The organism is Halomonas sp. hl-4, from assembly GCF_900215475.1.
In the GTDB taxonomy this organism is placed as follows: Bacteria; Pseudomonadota; Gammaproteobacteria; order Pseudomonadales; family Halomonadaceae; genus Vreelandella.
Map to the genome: position 1 here is coordinate 1,369,425 of NZ_LT907845.1, position 15,051 is coordinate 1,384,475.

Here is a 15,051-nt window from a genome sequence, read left to right on the forward strand (position 1 = left end):
TCAGGATTTCGGTCGGGCTAAGAGCGTGGGCATACCCTCGGCACCTTGCTGTAGCGCATCGATGGCGGCGGTGTTGTCGGGCATCATCGAGAGCACCACAACGGTGGATTGCTTGGCAATACGTCGCACCAGGGAAGGCCCGTCGGTTTCTTGCTCCTCTTTCAACACCCACACCAGCGTGTCAGCATCGCCCAGACGTTCGGCCTGTTCAGGGGAAACGCATTTGGCCTCAGCAAAAGCGGCCTGCCAGCGAGGCATCAGCGTTTTATCTTGAGCGACAAAAAGGTGTTTCATCAGCGTTCCCCTAATGAATTATTCCATGCTCGCAGGACGGGCTTCAGGAGGAATTCCATCACTGTGCGCTTGCCGGTCATGATATCGACCTGGGCCGTCATGCCGGGAATGATGTCCATTTCTTCGTTATTGATCTCACCCTGCTCGGTACGCACCCGCACGCGGTAAAAGGTGTTGTCATCATCATCGGTAATTGTGTCGGCACTGATGTTTTCGAGCTCGGCTTTCAAACCGCCATACTGGGAATAGTCGTAAGCCGTTAGTTTGACGGTGGCGTCCTGCCCAGGGCTCAGGAATGCAATATCTTGGGGCGCGATGCGCGCCTCAACCAATAGCCGGTCATCGGTGGGGATAATATCGACTACTTCCTGCCCTGCCTGGGCCACGCCACCAATGGTCGTGATGTGTAGTGTCTGAACAATCCCTTTCACTGGCGCGCGAATGTCGGCTAACTGAACGCGATTCTCCAGCCCCGAACTGCCCTCATTGAGCGCCGAAATTTCACTGAGCGTGTCGGCCAGGTCGTTGCGCCATTGGCCACGGCGTTCAGCACCCAACTCGCGCAACTGTGATTCGCTTTCTTCGACAGCTGCTTCCAGCCGCTCAATGGCCGCATTGGCCTGATCGCGCTCGCCTCGATTACGGGAAACTTCGCGTTCCAAACGCAGCACTTCCACTTCGGATACCGCCCCCGACGATAACAGAGGACGGGTGAGCTGGAGTTCCTCATTGGCCATTTGCAACTCGCGGTTCGCCGTATCGCGCTTCAGCTGTGCTTCAAGCAGCTCGGCATCCCGCTGACGAATCCGGTCGCGGATGACGGTTTCCTGCTCGCGCAATTCATTGAGTCGGCTTGCGTAGACTTCACGCTCTTGAGAAACCGCTAACGGCGCCTCAGCCAGCAAATCGTCGTCGGGAGAAAAGGCGGTATCCGTCACCAGGGCACGAAGACGCTCGGCACGGGCTCTTAGCGATTGAGCTTGAACCCGGTTTTCACGGAAATCGGAGACGAAGCGCGTGGGGTCGACGCGCATAATAATTTCGCCTGCCTCGACCATTTGCCCTTCTTCGACGAGGATTTCCTCTACGACACCGCCATCAAATGACTGAACGCGCTGCAGCTGTTGCGCGGGAATCACACGCCCCTGACCGCGGGTGACTTCGTCAATTTCAGCAAAGAAAGCCCAGATAAGCAGCGCGATCAAGGCAAGGACAATGCCATAAAGGAACCCGCGTGCGCGGAGCGGGTCTTGCTGCATGCGCGCCCAATCGGCATCGCTTGCCCAGTCTCGGTTTAAGTGGGCCGACGTGACGCGCTTTGAAAACAGTCGATCCATAAACGGGCGAAAAGGCTTTCCACCTTTTTCACTAAACCGGCCCAGCGCTTCAAAGCCCTGCTGTTCGGCAGATTTACGCTTTTTCGCCATTAACTCGCCCTCCCGACTTGGCCCTTACGCAAGGCTTCGACGACTTGCTCGCGCGGACCGTCCGCGACGATTTTACCCGCGTCCATGACGATGATGCGATCAACGAGCGAGAGTAGCGACGTACGGTGAGTGACGATCACCATGGTCTTTTGTTGACTAAAATGCGTGAGGTTTTTCTTTAATACTTCCTCACTGGCGTGGTCCATCGCACTGGTGGGCTCATCCAACAGCAGCACGCTAGGGTTGCTCACCAGCGCCCGCGCTATCGCTACTGATTGGCGTTGCCCCCCAGAGAGCATGTTGCCACCCTCACCAACCGGTAGGTCGAGCCCGTGAGGATGTGATTTTACCAACGACTCAAGGCCACTCAACCTGACGGCTTCCAGAAGCGCGTCATCATCAACGCCTTCACTGCCTGCCCCTGCCAGGATATTGTCGCGCAGACTGCCAAAAAATAACGCTATATCTTGTGGTACGTAGCCAATGTGTCGTCGCAGCTGCGTGGGGTCGTACTGGCGTATATCGACGTCATCCAGCAATACGGCACCGGCCGTGGGCTGATAAAGCGCCAGTAACAGTTTGCTGAGGGTTGATTTACCTGAGCCGATACGGCCAATCAACGCGACTTTTTCGCCCGCTTTTAAGCGAAAGCTAACATTGTTCAGGGCGTTGCTTTCCGCCTCGGGGTAGCTGAGGCTCACGCCGTCGAATTGAACCGCGCCCCTTACGACAGGGCGACTAATGTAGGCTTTTCCCTCTATACGTTCGGTGGGCTTGTCCATCACGCCATTGAGCGACTGCAGTGCGGTGGAGGATTGATGGTACTGAGCCATCAACCCCGCGGCTTGGCTAATGGGTGCCATAGCCCGAGAAGACAGCAAGTAAGCAGCAATCAATCCCCCTTGGGTTAAGTCACCTTCAATGATCAAATACACCCCAATGACGATAATCGCCACCGCCACCGTATGCTGCGTCCATAGCGCTACGCTGGTGACCGACGAGCTAACCAGACGAAGCTGCGCTGCCGTGCGCGATAGAAAAGCCGACGCGCGCTCCCAGTTGCCTTGCAACCGGCTTTCACTACGCAATGTTTTGACGGTTTCCAAGTTCGCGACGGCCTCGACCAGCGTGGAATTGCGCTGTGCACCAATACGCCATGTGGTTTCGGAGAGTTCGTGCAATTTACTCTGGGCGGCCAACGCATAGAGAAAGACAAATACCGCACCGACGACGATCGGAATTACCAAAGGCACCCCGATCAAGGCAATAATCGCGGCAAAGAGAATTACAAAAGGCAGATCCACCAGCGCCACGACAGTGGCCGAGCCAATAAACGCCCGCACGGATTCAAATGACTGCAGGGTCGACGTGAACGAGCCGGTCGATGCTGGTTTAGCCTCCATGCGCATGCCCAATACGCGTGACATGATGCTGGAGGTAAGCTTTACATCCGCCCGACTGGCCGCCAAATCAACAAAGGCGTTGCGCATCAAGCGCAGTGCCAAGTCAAAACACAATACAATGAAAATACCAACGGCAAGCACCCACAAGGTCTCGGTGGCCGCGTTGGGCACCACGCGGTCATAGACGTTCATGACGAACAGTGGCATCGCGATGGCGAACAGGTTGATCACCAGCGACCCTATCAAAACGTCTCGATAAAGCTTGCGGTTCTCGCTTATCACGCCCCAAAACCAGTGTCGAGAGCGCTGCTGTTTAACCTCGGGGCCACGCGCATCAAAGCGGTATTTAGGCCTTACATATGCCGCTTGACCGCTGTAAGCCTCTTGCAAGCCGGAGAGGCTCACAATAGAGCTGGCTTCACCCAGTTCAGGAAAAATGACTTCTGCCTGAGCATTTTTAAGATCCACACTAAGCAGCACACAGGCTCTTCCGGCCTCAAGCAGTAAAATGGCCGGAAACAGGGCGGGGTTTAGCTGCGAAAGACGTGACTTGACTATCCGAGCGGTTAGGTCTGCGCGAGCTGCCGCACGCCCCAGCACGCCAGGGGTGAGTTTGCCCTCCTCAAGCGGAAGACCGGCGACCAACGCTTCCCGTGTAGCATCGTGGTGGTGAATGGCCGCCACAGCGATCAAACACTCTAGAAGCTCATCCAAGCCCGTTTCTTGCGGCGACTCAGGTACGGAGTTGTCATTTTCTTGCGTCACATACGCCTCATACAGCCAGTAGATAGTCGACACTGCGACATCATCGCATGCTTGACCGTCCAGCAGCATTAACCGCCACTGGACGTCTGAGTCTCAATCGGTTTACTGGACTAAGAACGACTCAGGTCGTTATTGCCAGTAGATCAACTGCCAACCAAGTCCTCAAGGGTATAATTGGCAGGTGCTTGAGTCGGGCAGATAGAGTCGGCATCCAGCTCAACACCATCGCTCCCCAGGTCTGACAGACTCGGCATGTCACCGCGTGATACGTCCAGCGTTTGCATCAACTGCCCCATTGAGGCTAGCGTCTCAGCATCGGCAATGGCGACGTCATACTGGGCATTGACGTAGGCGCGGCTGGCTTCAAAGAACTCATTCTCGCTGTCCAGCACGTCGAGCAAGGTTCGCTCGCCGATGTCGAACTGCTGCTGGTAGGCGCCACGTACACGATCAATCGACTGGCGATGCTGATTCAGGTACTGCATCTGCTCACGCAGTCGCTGAGTATCCGCATAAGCGATTTGGGCGGTTTGACGAACGTTGTGGCAGGCCAGCTCGCGATTATCGACGGCCTCCTCGATGCGCTCGCTTGCTGCACGAAATGAAGCCAAGTCCGAGCCGCCACGGTATAAGTTCATGCTGGCAACAAGTTCAATGCTGCTTTGATCACGACGACCTATCGCCGCCGAGTCATCGTTATTACTGCCGGTACGTCCAACGATATCGACCCGCGGATGGAAGCCTGCCTGTGCGATATCCTGCTCCGCGCGAGACGCGGCAATATCTTCAATAGCGGCATGGAAGTCAGGATTACCTTCAAAGGCAAGATTGACTGCCTCTTGCACCGAACTGGGTAATTCATCAGAAAACTCGGGCGTCGCTGCCAGGTTTTCAACCGGCAAATCGCCAACAATGCGGTTATAGCGTGCAGAAACATCGTGCAAATTTGAGGCTTCTGTCAGCAAATTGGATTCAGCCAGTGCAACACGGCCGCTAATTTGCTCCAGATCAACACCACGCCCAGCGCCTGAGCGAGCGCGCTCTTCAATTTGGTCATATACGCGCATGTGCTGGCGGTAATTATCCTGGGCTAAGCGAACCAGCTCACGGTAGCGAAGCACATCCGCATAGGCAGTGGTCGCTTCAAGGGCGACTGTTTCACTGGCGCCTAGCAGTTCGTAGTAACGCACTAATTCCGCCCGGTCTAGCTGCTCCACTTGGCCGGCTGTCGCAAAACCATCGTAAACCATTTGGGTTAATTCGAGCTGCACGAAGTCAGTGTCATAGCTGCCACGCCCATCCCCTTCGACAGACTCTCGCCCTACGCCCGCGGTAGCGTCCACACTGGGCAAATAACCGCCCTGGGCTTCAGCTTTGTCGTAACCCGACGCATTGAACGCGCGGAACGCCGAATTGACTTCGGGATTCTGGGTGATCGCCTGCTGAACCGTTTCCTGCAGATTGGATGAGCCGGGTATGGACATATCGGAGGGTAGCGACTGCGCCACCACTTGACTGAGTGGTAGCAGCGTCATGCTGGTGCCGATAGCGGCTGCCTGGATAAGGCGTGTTAAACCGAAACGCTGGTAAAACACGTTAGTACAGCTGAATTTTTTCATCTGTGGTCCCCTCATGGATTATGAGACGGTAACTGCAACAAACCACCGCAATCACCGATAGCAATTGATACGTTATTTGTTGTCGCGGGACTCACCTAACACTCGATATGTACAGGCGGCGCATCCATTCCCGGCTTCCTTACCTTGGTGGTGCTTGGCTCTTGAGCCTTGCGTATGAAAGATTCTCATCAAAAGAGCTTAAGCACCCTAATGACGTGTTCCCTATTTATAGACTACATCTTACTAGGCTACGTCAGAATACTTAATGTAATTAATCGTAAACCAAAATTACAAAATGTACAAAATAATAATTATGCTGACCTAGGATTTCCCCATTTGTTGCCAGGCAAGGCCTGCCAAAATAAGCGCTAAGCCTATTAAAGTTGAGGGGTAAATCGACTCGCCGACGACGATAAAAAGCAACAAAAGTGACACTGGTGGGGAAAGAAAAATGAGATTGGAGACCTTAGCGGTGCGCGACACCTTGTGAACGGCGAGCTGCCACAAAATAAATGCGATTCCCATTTCAAAAAGCCCCACGTAAATACCGGCGCCTAGTGCTGAGAGGCTATGCCACTGAAACCCTGGCCCCCATAAAAGCAGCAGCGTTAATACCGGCAGCCCCACCGTGAAGTTCTGCCACTGCCCAACCAATGGTGGGCGCTTGTCGCGGGCGTTAAGCAACCAGTAAAACGCCCAGAGTAGCGTAGACGCTAACGCGAAAATAACGCCGAGGGGGTCGGCAAAATGAACGTTAAATACATCGCCGCGGGTGGCGATCACCCAAACGCCCGCATAGGCGACGAACCCGGCGGCCACATCGACGCGCGTTAAGCGGTGTCCTAACAGCGGTACGGCAAGAAACGCCATGGCCAGGGCCCAGGTATAGTTCAGCGCCATGGCTTCCTGGCCGGGCAAGCGGTCGTAGGCGGCAAACAGCGCGAGGTAATAGGCGACTGGGTTCATCAGCCCAGCCCAGGCAGCCGTTCGCCAGCCGTGCTTCAGTGCCGTTGTGGTTTTACCCTGGTAGACCACCAAAGCGCCCATCAGGGCCCACGAAACCAACGCTGCCAGCCACATCAGCTCAAGGGGCGACATCCAAACCAAGGCAACTTTGAAGGCAGTGGCCACGGTGGACCACAACGCAACTGCACCCAAGCCATAGAGGATCGCTTGGCGGTCTTGATTCATCGGTCGGTATGCCCTAGGTCGCGGGCAGGCTCGACGTGGTCGCGCACGCGCTGCTTGAGCGTTTTGATATCAGGAAAGCCGCCATCGCGCTTGCGTTCCCAAAGCAACGTGTCGTCGCACCAAACTTCAAAGGTACCGCCATGGCTGGGGCAAAGCGCCACTTCATCCAGCGTTTCGCCAAAGGTGGAGAGCAACTCCTGCGCATACCAGGCACTACGTAGCAGCCACTGGCATTGCGTGCAATAGCGAATTTGAATCCGCGACATCCTTGAGCTCCTTGGCGACACTCGCCATTATCCTTAAGGGCTTTGTCCTAACGACTATATTGCCAAAAGGCACGTATTTTAAAGCCTCCTCTATAAGAACACGGTCATTAAGCATGATGGTAATTAGAAAAACACTCAACAAATCAAACGGTTTACCCAGGATCGCATCGCCAAGGAGCGCGCATGGCCAGTCATGATCTTTCAGAGTCACGAATTTACGAGTGGCTGACCGGGGACGAAGATAGCCGGATGTGTGACGACATCCCCGATAGCGCCTGCCATGAACAACCGCGTAACTTTTTGCTGCACTTATCGGCCGCGTTGGGCAACAAGCTGGCGGATGAGCTCTCCAGCGCACGGTTGGTATTGCCGTGGCTGATGGGCATTATCGGCGCGCCGGTGTGGATGGTGGGTGTTTTAGTGCCGATTCGTGAGTCTGGTTCGCTTCTACCGCAGATTTTTGTGGCTGGCTTTATCCGCCTTAAGCCACAACGGAAATGGGTATGGGTCGCCGGGGCAGGTCTGCAGGCCTTAGCGGCGCTAGCGCTGGCGGGCCTTGCATTATGGAGCAGTGGCGGCCTGGGAGGCAGCTTAGTATTGCTGGTACTGGTGATGCTGTCGCTTGCCCGTGGACTTTCTTCCATCGCCACCAAAGACGTGATGGGAAAAACCATCGCTAAGCGCCGCCGCGGTACATTGATGGGCTGGAGCGGCAGCATTGCCGGGGCGGCCACCCTCGCGGCGGGGGCTATATTGATACTGTTAGACGACTCGCCAGACCGCACCACACTCGCCGGTTTACTCGCGGTTGCGGCTTTAGGTTGGGCGCTCAATGGCGCCTGTGCTGCGCGCATCAAGGAGACGCCCGGCGCCGTTGAAGGCGGTGAAAACGCCTGGGACAGCATCAAGCTGGGAATGTCATTACTCAGGCAAGACCGCACGTTTCTGCACTTCAACCTGTCCAGGGCATTACTGCTTTCCAGTGCATTAGCACTGCCCTACTTAACGCTGTTGGGCCAACAACAAAGCGGCACCGAACTCAGCAGCCTGGGCCTGCTTGTTGTGGTATCGGGGGTGGCCGCGATGGTGGCAAGCCCCGTGTGGGGCAAGCGTGCAGATCAATCCAGCCGTCGCGTGATGCGTGATGCAGCCATAGGCACAACCTTATGCTGTTTGCTGGGTGCTGGCATCACGTGGCTTCCGGCTGCCTTTTCCGAACGCATATGGCCCTATGCGCTGGTCTATGCGCTGCTGGTGATTGTTCACCATGGCGTACGTTTAGGGCGCAAAACCTATCTCGTCGATATGGCGAGTCAGGACGACCGCGCTCTGTATGTCGCGCTTTCTAACACGCTGACAGGCGGGCTGATGTTGGCGGTAGGCGGGGTAATCGGCCTTCTTGCCCAATGGTTAGGCAGTGCCGCCTTGCTGCTTGTTTTATCCGCCACCGCTCTGGCGGCAATGGCTAGCGCCCAGCGATTACCGGAAGTAGAGTAACGTTCAAGATTGCAATGCTCGGCAACGCTCGCCATGATGGGTGGCAGGTGGCAACTATGAAACGATCATTTGCTATCATAATAATTTATATCGTTCGGGGCGCACTGCATCGTGACAATCAACATGATAATGTCCCGCGATAGGTTTGGAGCTGCAACAGGACCCCTTGATGAAACGATCTCCCTTGATTAGCCCGGCGTTGCTCGAACGCATGGTTGACGCTTCCGAAGACGGCATTGTCGTTGCTGAACAGGAAGGCGATGAAAATATCCTGATTTATGTCAACAAAGGCTTTGAGCGTCTAACGGGCTACAGCGCCGATGAAATTTTATATCGGGACTGCCGCTTTTTGCAGAATGAAGATCGCGACCAAGCCCCGCTGGGAGCAATTCGTGAGGCGCTGGGCGAAGGTAAACCCTCGCGGCAAGTGCTGCGCAACTACCGTAAAGACGGCACGATGTTCTGGAACGAGCTGTCGATCACGCCGGTTTTCGACGAAGCCGATAACTTGATGTACTTCATCGGCGTACAGAAAGATGTCACTGAACGGGTTGAAGCACAGCAGGCATTAGCCGCGCTGCAATCTCAACAAGAAAAAGCGGAAAAATAAACCGCAATACTTGATCTTCAACCTAAGCGGGGTTATATAGCGGCAAGGCGCTGATAAAGCGCTAGGCGCTTCCTGTCAGCTTGTTTACCGGGAAGCCATTGTGACGCCGGTGCGCCGGCTTGGGTTGGAGGGCCTGTCATGAGCCGTGACCCCTTGAGTCGTGAATCTTTCTCTCGCGAAGACGCCGAATCGGATGACTTCGACACCTTAGACGCTGTTAATGACGAGCATTACGGTCGTTCTCGCCCCACTAGCAAAGCCGATAGCCTGCGCGCCCGACGCCAGGTGGAAGCTTGGCTTGAAGAACGCCGCTTGAAGCGTGCGATCGAGGACGACTGGGACGAAGAAGAGTAAGGCCTCGGATTGGCCTTTCCCCCATCACTGGCCTTTCATCACGCAGGGCTCTATCATCTGCGTATCGTTCAGCGACGACGCTGGCATTTTGTTCATCAACTTTACGGATATCCATGGCGCAATACGTTTTCACCATGAACAGGGTTGGCAAAATCGTGCCGCCCAAAAAACAAATTCTCAAAGATATTTCGCTATCGTTTTTTCCAGGCGCCAAAATCGGTGTACTGGGTTTAAACGGTGCGGGTAAATCCACACTGCTGCGCATCATGGCCGGTGTCGATACGGAGTTTGAAGGTGAAGCCCGCCCCATGCCGGGAATCAATGTCGGCTACCTTCCCCAGGAACCAGAACTAGACGACAGCAAGAACGTCCGCGAAACCGTTGAAGAAGCCCTTGGCGCCATCAAGGAAGCCCAGGAAAAACTCGACGGCGTTTACGCGGCCTACGCCGAGCCAGATGCCGATTTTGACGCTCTGGCAAGCGAGCAGGCGCGCCTGGAAAACATTATCGAAGCCGCCGATGCGCATAACCTTGAGCGCAAGCTGGACGTTGCCGCCGAGGCGCTTCGCCTGCCCCCCTGGGAAGCTCAGGTAGGCAACCTTTCCGGTGGCGAGCGACGCCGCGTAGCACTCTGCCGACTGCTGCTCTCAAGCCCCGACATGCTGCTGCTCGACGAGCCTACCAACCACTTGGATGCCGAGTCAGTTGCTTGGCTTGAGCGCTTCTTGCACGACTACAACGGCACGGTGGTCGCGATTACCCACGATCGCTACTTCCTGGACAATGTCGCAGGCTGGATTCTCGAGCTGGATCGTGGTCAGGGCATTCCGTTTGAAGGCAACTATTCACAGTGGCTTGAGCAGAAAGATCAGCGCCTGGGTCAGGAAGCCAAACAGGAAGCCTCACGTCAGAAAGCCATCAAGCAGGAGCTTGAGTGGGTGCGCTCCAATTCGAAAGGCCGCCAGGCGAAAAGCAAGGCGCGTCTTAATCGCTTCGAGGAAATGCAGTCCGGTGATTTCCAGAAGCGTAACGAAACCAACGAGATCTATATCCCACCCGGCCCGCGCCTTGGGGATAAAGTCATCGAGTTTCATAATGTGGCGAAACGCTTCGACGACAAACTGCTTTACCAAGATCTTTCATTCTCGATTCCGCCGGGCGCGATTGTCGGCATTGTTGGCGGCAACGGCGCCGGTAAGTCGACCCTGTTCAAGCTGATTACCGGTCAAGAGCAGCCCGATGCCGGCGAAGTCGTGCTTGGTGAGACCGTCGATATCGCTTACGTTGAGCAGCTGCGCGATGCTCTGGATGACAAGCAAACCGTTTGGCAGGCCGTGTCCGATGGACAGGACATCCTCAACATCAACGGTTACGAAGTTTCTTCACGCGCCTACGTGGGCCGCTTTAACTTCAAAGGCAATGACCAACAAAAGCGCCTTGATGAGTTATCCGGTGGTGAGCGCGGTCGCTTGCAGCTAGCACAGACGCTCAAGCAAGGCGCCAACGTGCTGCTACTTGATGAACCGTCAAATGACCTGGACATCGAGACGTTACGCGCGTTGGAGGAAGCCTTACTGGCCTTCCCAGGCTGCGCGATGGTGATATCCCACGACCGCTGGTTCCTTGACCGCATCGCCACGCACATTCTGGCCTTTGAAGGCGACTCCGAAGTAGTCTTCTTCGACGGTAACTACACCGACTACGAAGAAGATCATAAAAAGCGCGTTGGCAACGACACGCCCAAGCGTATGAAGTACAAGCGTATTGATGCTTAAAACATTTAATACGCAAGCAAAAGCCCCGCCAAGCGGGGCTTTTTTGTGGGCTTCCAGCTTGTGAAAATCTACGCTTAGCCGTGGTAGGTCGTTTTGCTGACGGCTTTGAAGGCACCACGCATCAGCCACTGAACCGGTGCAGGCAGGCGAAGGCCGCCGGCTTCCAGGGCTAACTGAGCGTGATGGTTTTTAGCTACCTTCATTTTGTTCAGCATGGTTTGGGAAGTGTGATCGGCCGTTGGCAACTGCTCAAGCTGCTCGCTGAGCCGTTTGGCGGCTTGCGTCTCGCTGGCGGCTAGCACGCCCAGGCCAAGCCGCTCGCTTAGCGCGCCTGTGGCTGCGCCGATACTTAGCGAGGCGATATAGAAACATGGCGCGAGTAAGCTTGTTCGACTATCTAATTGCCGCAACCGCTCACCACAGAAGGCGAGATGTTGGAGATCATTGGACGCTGAGTGTTCCATTTGGGCGCTGGCGTCGGGCCGCTGGGCAAACAGTCGCTGCCCCTGGTAAAGCCCTTGTAGGCATACTTCACCACTGTGATTAACACGCATCATGCCCGCGACATGATGCGCCTCAAAGGCCGTGAGCGCCTCATCGCTGGGCGGTACAGGCATAGGCGATTGAGCACCCGTCGATGGTGGTACCAGCGTACGTAGCGCACGGTCAAACTGGTAAATCCATTGGTCAGAACGGGGACGTCGACGCATCATGGCTCGCTCCTTGGCCGTGGGGCGTAAAAGTGGCGGCTACTTACCCAGCGGGCCAGGTAAACTGACGCCCGCCGAGCAAGTGCATGTGGATATGGTAGACCGTTTGACCGCCCATTTCGTTACAGTTCATCACCACCCGGTAGCCATCTTCGGCAAAACCTTGCTCTTTGGCGAGGTGTGCCGCGGTATATTGCAATCGCCCTACGGTACTTAGATCATCGGTTTGGATGTCGTTGAGCGTGGCAATATGCTTCTTAGGAATGATCAACTGATGCGTCGGTGCCTGGGGATTAATATCGTTAAAGGCCAGCACATGCTCGTCTTCATAGACAATATCCGCAGGGATTTCACGGTTAATGATGCGACAAAACAGACAGTCCATAAACGGCTCCTTAGTGAGCATGACCTGACAACACAGGCAACGAGTTACCTGCGAGCCTAACGAAAACGACGCTGTGACAACAAGTGGCGCACCAAAGGCGCCAGAATAAGCTCCATGGCTAGCGACATCCGCGCACCCGGCACCACAAGCGTGTGGGGCCGGGTCATAAAGGAATCTTTGATCATCGCCAGCAGCCAGGGAAAGTCCACGGTGGAGGGGTCACGGAAACGAATAACCACAAACGATTCCGCATCGGTGGGGATATCCTGCACTTCAAAGGGGTTGGAGGTATCCACCGTGGGCACGCGCTGAAAATTGATGTGCGTGCGTGAAAACTGGGGCTGGATATAACGCACGTAGTCATCCATGCGACCGAGAATGGTGTCGATGACCGCTTCCTGCGAGTAGCCACGCATCTTGGTGTCGCGATCAATTTTCTGAATCCATTCCAGGTTCATCGTCGGGGCAACACCGACGAGCAGGTCAACGTGGCGGGCGATATCATACTCTTCTGTCACCAGACCGCCATGCAGGCCCTCGTAAAACAACAAGTCGGTCCCACATGGCAGTGACTGCCACTCGGTAAAGGTACCGACCTGATAGCCCGCTTCGATTTTCTGCTTGTCCTCGGCGTGAATATAGTGGCGGAACGTCCCCGTGCCGTGCTCACCGTATTCAATAAACATGCCCTCAAGACGGTCCAGCAAATTGGCCTCAACCGCAAAATGCGACAGTTCGTGCTTACGCTCAGGTTCTTCGCGGAACATGCGATGCAGTTCTTCGCGGGTGTAGCGATGAAAGGCATCGCCATCGACTATAGCGGCATGCACATCTTCGCGCAGGAACATACGCTCAAAGCTACGCCGAACGGTTGTAGTACCCGCCCCAGAGGAGCCGGTGACAGCAATAATTGGATATTCACGGGACATCAGTCAGGTGCCTCTGGCTTGCGCTAATGCTTGCACGACCGCCTCAGGAACCGCTACGGGTCGCCCCGAGGCCTTATCAATCAGCAGCTGATTAACACGCGCGGTCGCCACCGGCTTGCCACTTTCAGCATGCGCTAGATGCTGGTAGATGGTTAACGCCTTACCTTCTGACGTCGGCACGGCGGTGTCAACCACCAAGGCATCGGGCCAGCGTGCTTCGCTTTGGTACTGCACCGCCAGGTCGACGACCACACTCGGGTAGCCACCCATGTCCCACTCGGGAAGATCGAGGGCGGCAAATGCCTGAATACGCGCCTCGTGGAGCAGCGATACCAGTGCATCGTGGCCGAGATGACGGCCGTAGTTCATATCTGTAACGCGGACGCTTAGCGCATGTCGATGAATAATCGCCTCATCCGGAAAGTCGAGCTGAACCCGTTCCATCCAATTATCCTTGTTGTGATCGGCAATGGCGGTAGGATGACCGAGCGTCGTCGCTACCCTTCCCGTGCAATCGCGCGGTAAGCGATATCACGGCGACAGATAACGCCTTCCCAGTGAATTTCATCCACGCCTTTATATGCCGCCTGCTGAGCCTGGGAGACACTCTCACCTAGTGCGGTGACACATAGCACGCGACCACCTGCCGTTAGGATATCGCCCTGGTCGTTTTGTTGAGTACCGGCATGAAAAACCTTACAACCATGGCGCTCGGCATTGGCAATGCCGTGAATCACATCGCCCTTGTGATAGCTGCCTGGGTAACCGCCAGCGGCCAGCACCACTCCCACCGCCGAGCGGGAGTCCCATTCACAGCGCTGTCCGGCAAGCTTGCCCTGTGCACCAGCAAGGCACAGCGCGGCAAAGTCAGACGTTAAACGCAGCATAATGGGCTGAGTTTCCGGGTCGCCAAAGCGACAGTTGTACTCAATGACCTTAGGGTTGCCCTGGGCATCAATCATCAATCCGGCGTAGAGGAAACCATTATAGGCATGCCCTTCGTCTGCCATGCCTTTAACGGTGGGTAGAATCACCTGCTGCATGATGCGCTCATCGACATCGGGCGTAACCACCGGCGCCGGTGAGTATGCCCCCATGCCGCCGGTGTTAGGCCCATTATCGCCGTCGAAAGCACGTTTATGATCTTGGCTGGTGGCCATGGGCACCACGTTTTCGCCATCGACCATGACGATAAAACTGGCTTCTTCACCTTCAAGAAACTCTTCAATCACGACGCGCGCGCCGGCGTCTCCAAAGGCATTGGCTTCCAGCATGTCACGAATGGCAGCTTCGGCGTCAGCCTCATTCATTGCCACGATGACGCCTTTACCGGCGGCCAAACCATCAGCCTTGATGACAATCGGCGCACCGACCTCCGCCAGATAGGCAAGCGCCGGCTCAACCGCCGTAAAGGTTTGATAGGCGGCGCTGGGGATCGCATGGCGCGCCAGAAAATCCTTGGTGAACGACTTTGAACCCTCTAACTGAGCAGCCGCCTGGGTTGGCCCGAAGATGGTCAGACCCGCTGCCTTGAAGCGATCTACCACGCCATCAACCAGCGGCGCTTCCGGCCCCACGACCGTAAGTGCGACGTCTTCTTGACGAGCAAACGCTACTAACGCGGCAATATCGGTCGCCGGAATGGCAATATTCGTCAGCTTATTTTCAGTGGCGGTGCCCGCATTACCTGGCGCCACAAACACCTGCGAAACGCGCGGCGACTGAGCTAGTTTCCATGCCAGCGCGTGCTCACGACCACCGCCACCTATCATCAAAACCTTCATGGATTTCCTTCTTAAACGGATGAGCAGATTCGTCGCGGCATT

General features: G+C 55.7%; 15 protein-coding genes. 4 read left to right on the forward strand and 11 right to left on the reverse strand.

Annotation, left to right across the window (positions count from 1 at the left end; all coding sequences use genetic code 11):
- From CPH17_RS06580 to CPH17_RS06605, 6 genes are all read right to left on the reverse strand, one after another.
- The gene (locus CPH17_RS06580) at positions 1-294 is read right to left on the reverse strand and encodes a hypothetical protein (RefSeq protein ID WP_096298710.1); all 294 of its coding nucleotides are present in this window, start codon (positions 292-294) and stop codon (positions 1-3) included.
- On the reverse strand, positions 294-1,721 hold the full coding sequence (locus CPH17_RS06585) for an HlyD family type I secretion periplasmic adaptor subunit (protein ID WP_074397020.1): 1,428 nt from the start codon (positions 1,719-1,721) through the stop codon (positions 294-296). Before CPH17_RS06585 ends, CPH17_RS06580 begins: the two co-directional genes overlap by 1 nt.
- Entirely contained in the window at positions 1,721-3,889 is a 2,169-nt protein-coding gene (locus CPH17_RS06590; RefSeq protein WP_231898088.1) for a type I secretion system permease/ATPase, read from the reverse strand. Before CPH17_RS06590 ends, CPH17_RS06585 begins: the two co-directional genes overlap by 1 nt.
- A 143-nt stretch (positions 3,890-4,032) precedes the next feature.
- Positions 4,033-5,508, reverse strand: a complete 1,476-nt coding sequence (locus CPH17_RS06595) for a TolC family outer membrane protein (protein WP_096298714.1) — start codon at positions 5,506-5,508, stop codon at positions 4,033-4,035.
- A gap of 321 nt (positions 5,509-5,829) precedes the next feature.
- Positions 5,830-6,699 carry a DMT family transporter gene (locus CPH17_RS06600; protein WP_096298716.1) on the reverse strand — a complete coding sequence of 290 codons (870 nt, stop codon included), beginning with the start codon at positions 6,697-6,699 and terminating at the stop codon, positions 5,830-5,832.
- The gene (locus tag CPH17_RS06605; RefSeq protein ID WP_096298719.1) at positions 6,696-6,965 is read right to left on the reverse strand and encodes a SelT/SelW/SelH family protein; all 270 of its coding nucleotides are present in this window, start codon (positions 6,963-6,965) and stop codon (positions 6,696-6,698) included. Before CPH17_RS06605 ends, CPH17_RS06600 begins: the two co-directional genes overlap by 4 nt.
- A 183-nt stretch (positions 6,966-7,148) precedes the next feature.
- On the opposite strand from CPH17_RS06605, the gene CPH17_RS06610 reads away from it, so the two are divergent.
- The 4 genes from CPH17_RS06610 (at position 7,149) to ettA (ending at position 11,201) form a co-directional block, all read left to right on the forward strand.
- On the forward strand, positions 7,149-8,462 hold the full coding sequence (locus CPH17_RS06610) for an MFS transporter (RefSeq protein WP_074397025.1): 1,314 nt from the start codon (positions 7,149-7,151) through the stop codon (positions 8,460-8,462).
- Positions 8,463-8,631: 169 nt separating this feature from the next.
- Positions 8,632-9,072 carry a PAS domain S-box protein gene (locus tag CPH17_RS06615; RefSeq protein ID WP_074397026.1) on the forward strand — a complete coding sequence of 147 codons (441 nt, stop codon included), beginning with the start codon at positions 8,632-8,634 and terminating at the stop codon, positions 9,070-9,072.
- A 138-nt stretch (positions 9,073-9,210) separates the two neighbouring features.
- The gene (locus CPH17_RS06620; protein WP_074397027.1) at positions 9,211-9,426 is read left to right on the forward strand and encodes a PA3496 family putative envelope integrity protein; all 216 of its coding nucleotides are present in this window, start codon (positions 9,211-9,213) and stop codon (positions 9,424-9,426) included.
- Between the two features lie 113 nt (positions 9,427-9,539).
- A complete protein-coding gene (gene ettA, locus CPH17_RS06625) occupies positions 9,540-11,201 on the forward strand; it encodes an energy-dependent translational throttle protein EttA (RefSeq protein WP_096298721.1) in 1,662 nt (553 codons plus the stop codon).
- 74 nt (positions 11,202-11,275) lie between these two features.
- Here the strand turns inward: ettA and coq7 are convergent, their stop codons facing one another.
- The 5 genes from coq7 to purD are packed head-to-tail and all read right to left on the reverse strand — an operon-like array spanning position 11,276 to position 15,009.
- On the reverse strand, positions 11,276-11,914 hold the full coding sequence (gene coq7, locus CPH17_RS06630) for a 2-polyprenyl-3-methyl-6-methoxy-1,4-benzoquinone monooxygenase (RefSeq protein ID WP_096298723.1): 639 nt from the start codon (positions 11,912-11,914) through the stop codon (positions 11,276-11,278).
- Positions 11,915-11,954: 40 nt separating this feature from the next.
- Positions 11,955-12,296 carry a histidine triad nucleotide-binding protein gene (locus CPH17_RS06635; protein WP_074397030.1) on the reverse strand — a complete coding sequence of 114 codons (342 nt, stop codon included), beginning with the start codon at positions 12,294-12,296 and terminating at the stop codon, positions 11,955-11,957.
- Between the two features lie 56 nt (positions 12,297-12,352).
- Positions 12,353-13,225, reverse strand: coding sequence for a phosphoribulokinase (locus CPH17_RS06640; RefSeq protein WP_074397031.1), 873 nt, complete (start codon positions 13,223-13,225; stop codon positions 12,353-12,355).
- A 3-nt stretch (positions 13,226-13,228) separates the two neighbouring features.
- Positions 13,229-13,669 (reverse strand): acyl-CoA thioesterase, encoded by a 441-nt coding sequence (locus CPH17_RS06645; RefSeq protein ID WP_096298725.1) that lies wholly within the window; start codon positions 13,667-13,669, stop codon positions 13,229-13,231.
- A gap of 53 nt (positions 13,670-13,722) precedes the next feature.
- Complete coding sequence (purD, locus tag CPH17_RS06650) at positions 13,723-15,009, reverse strand: phosphoribosylamine--glycine ligase (protein WP_074397033.1); 1,287 nt, start codon at positions 15,007-15,009, stop codon at positions 13,723-13,725.
- Positions 15,010-15,051 lie beyond the last annotated feature (42 nt).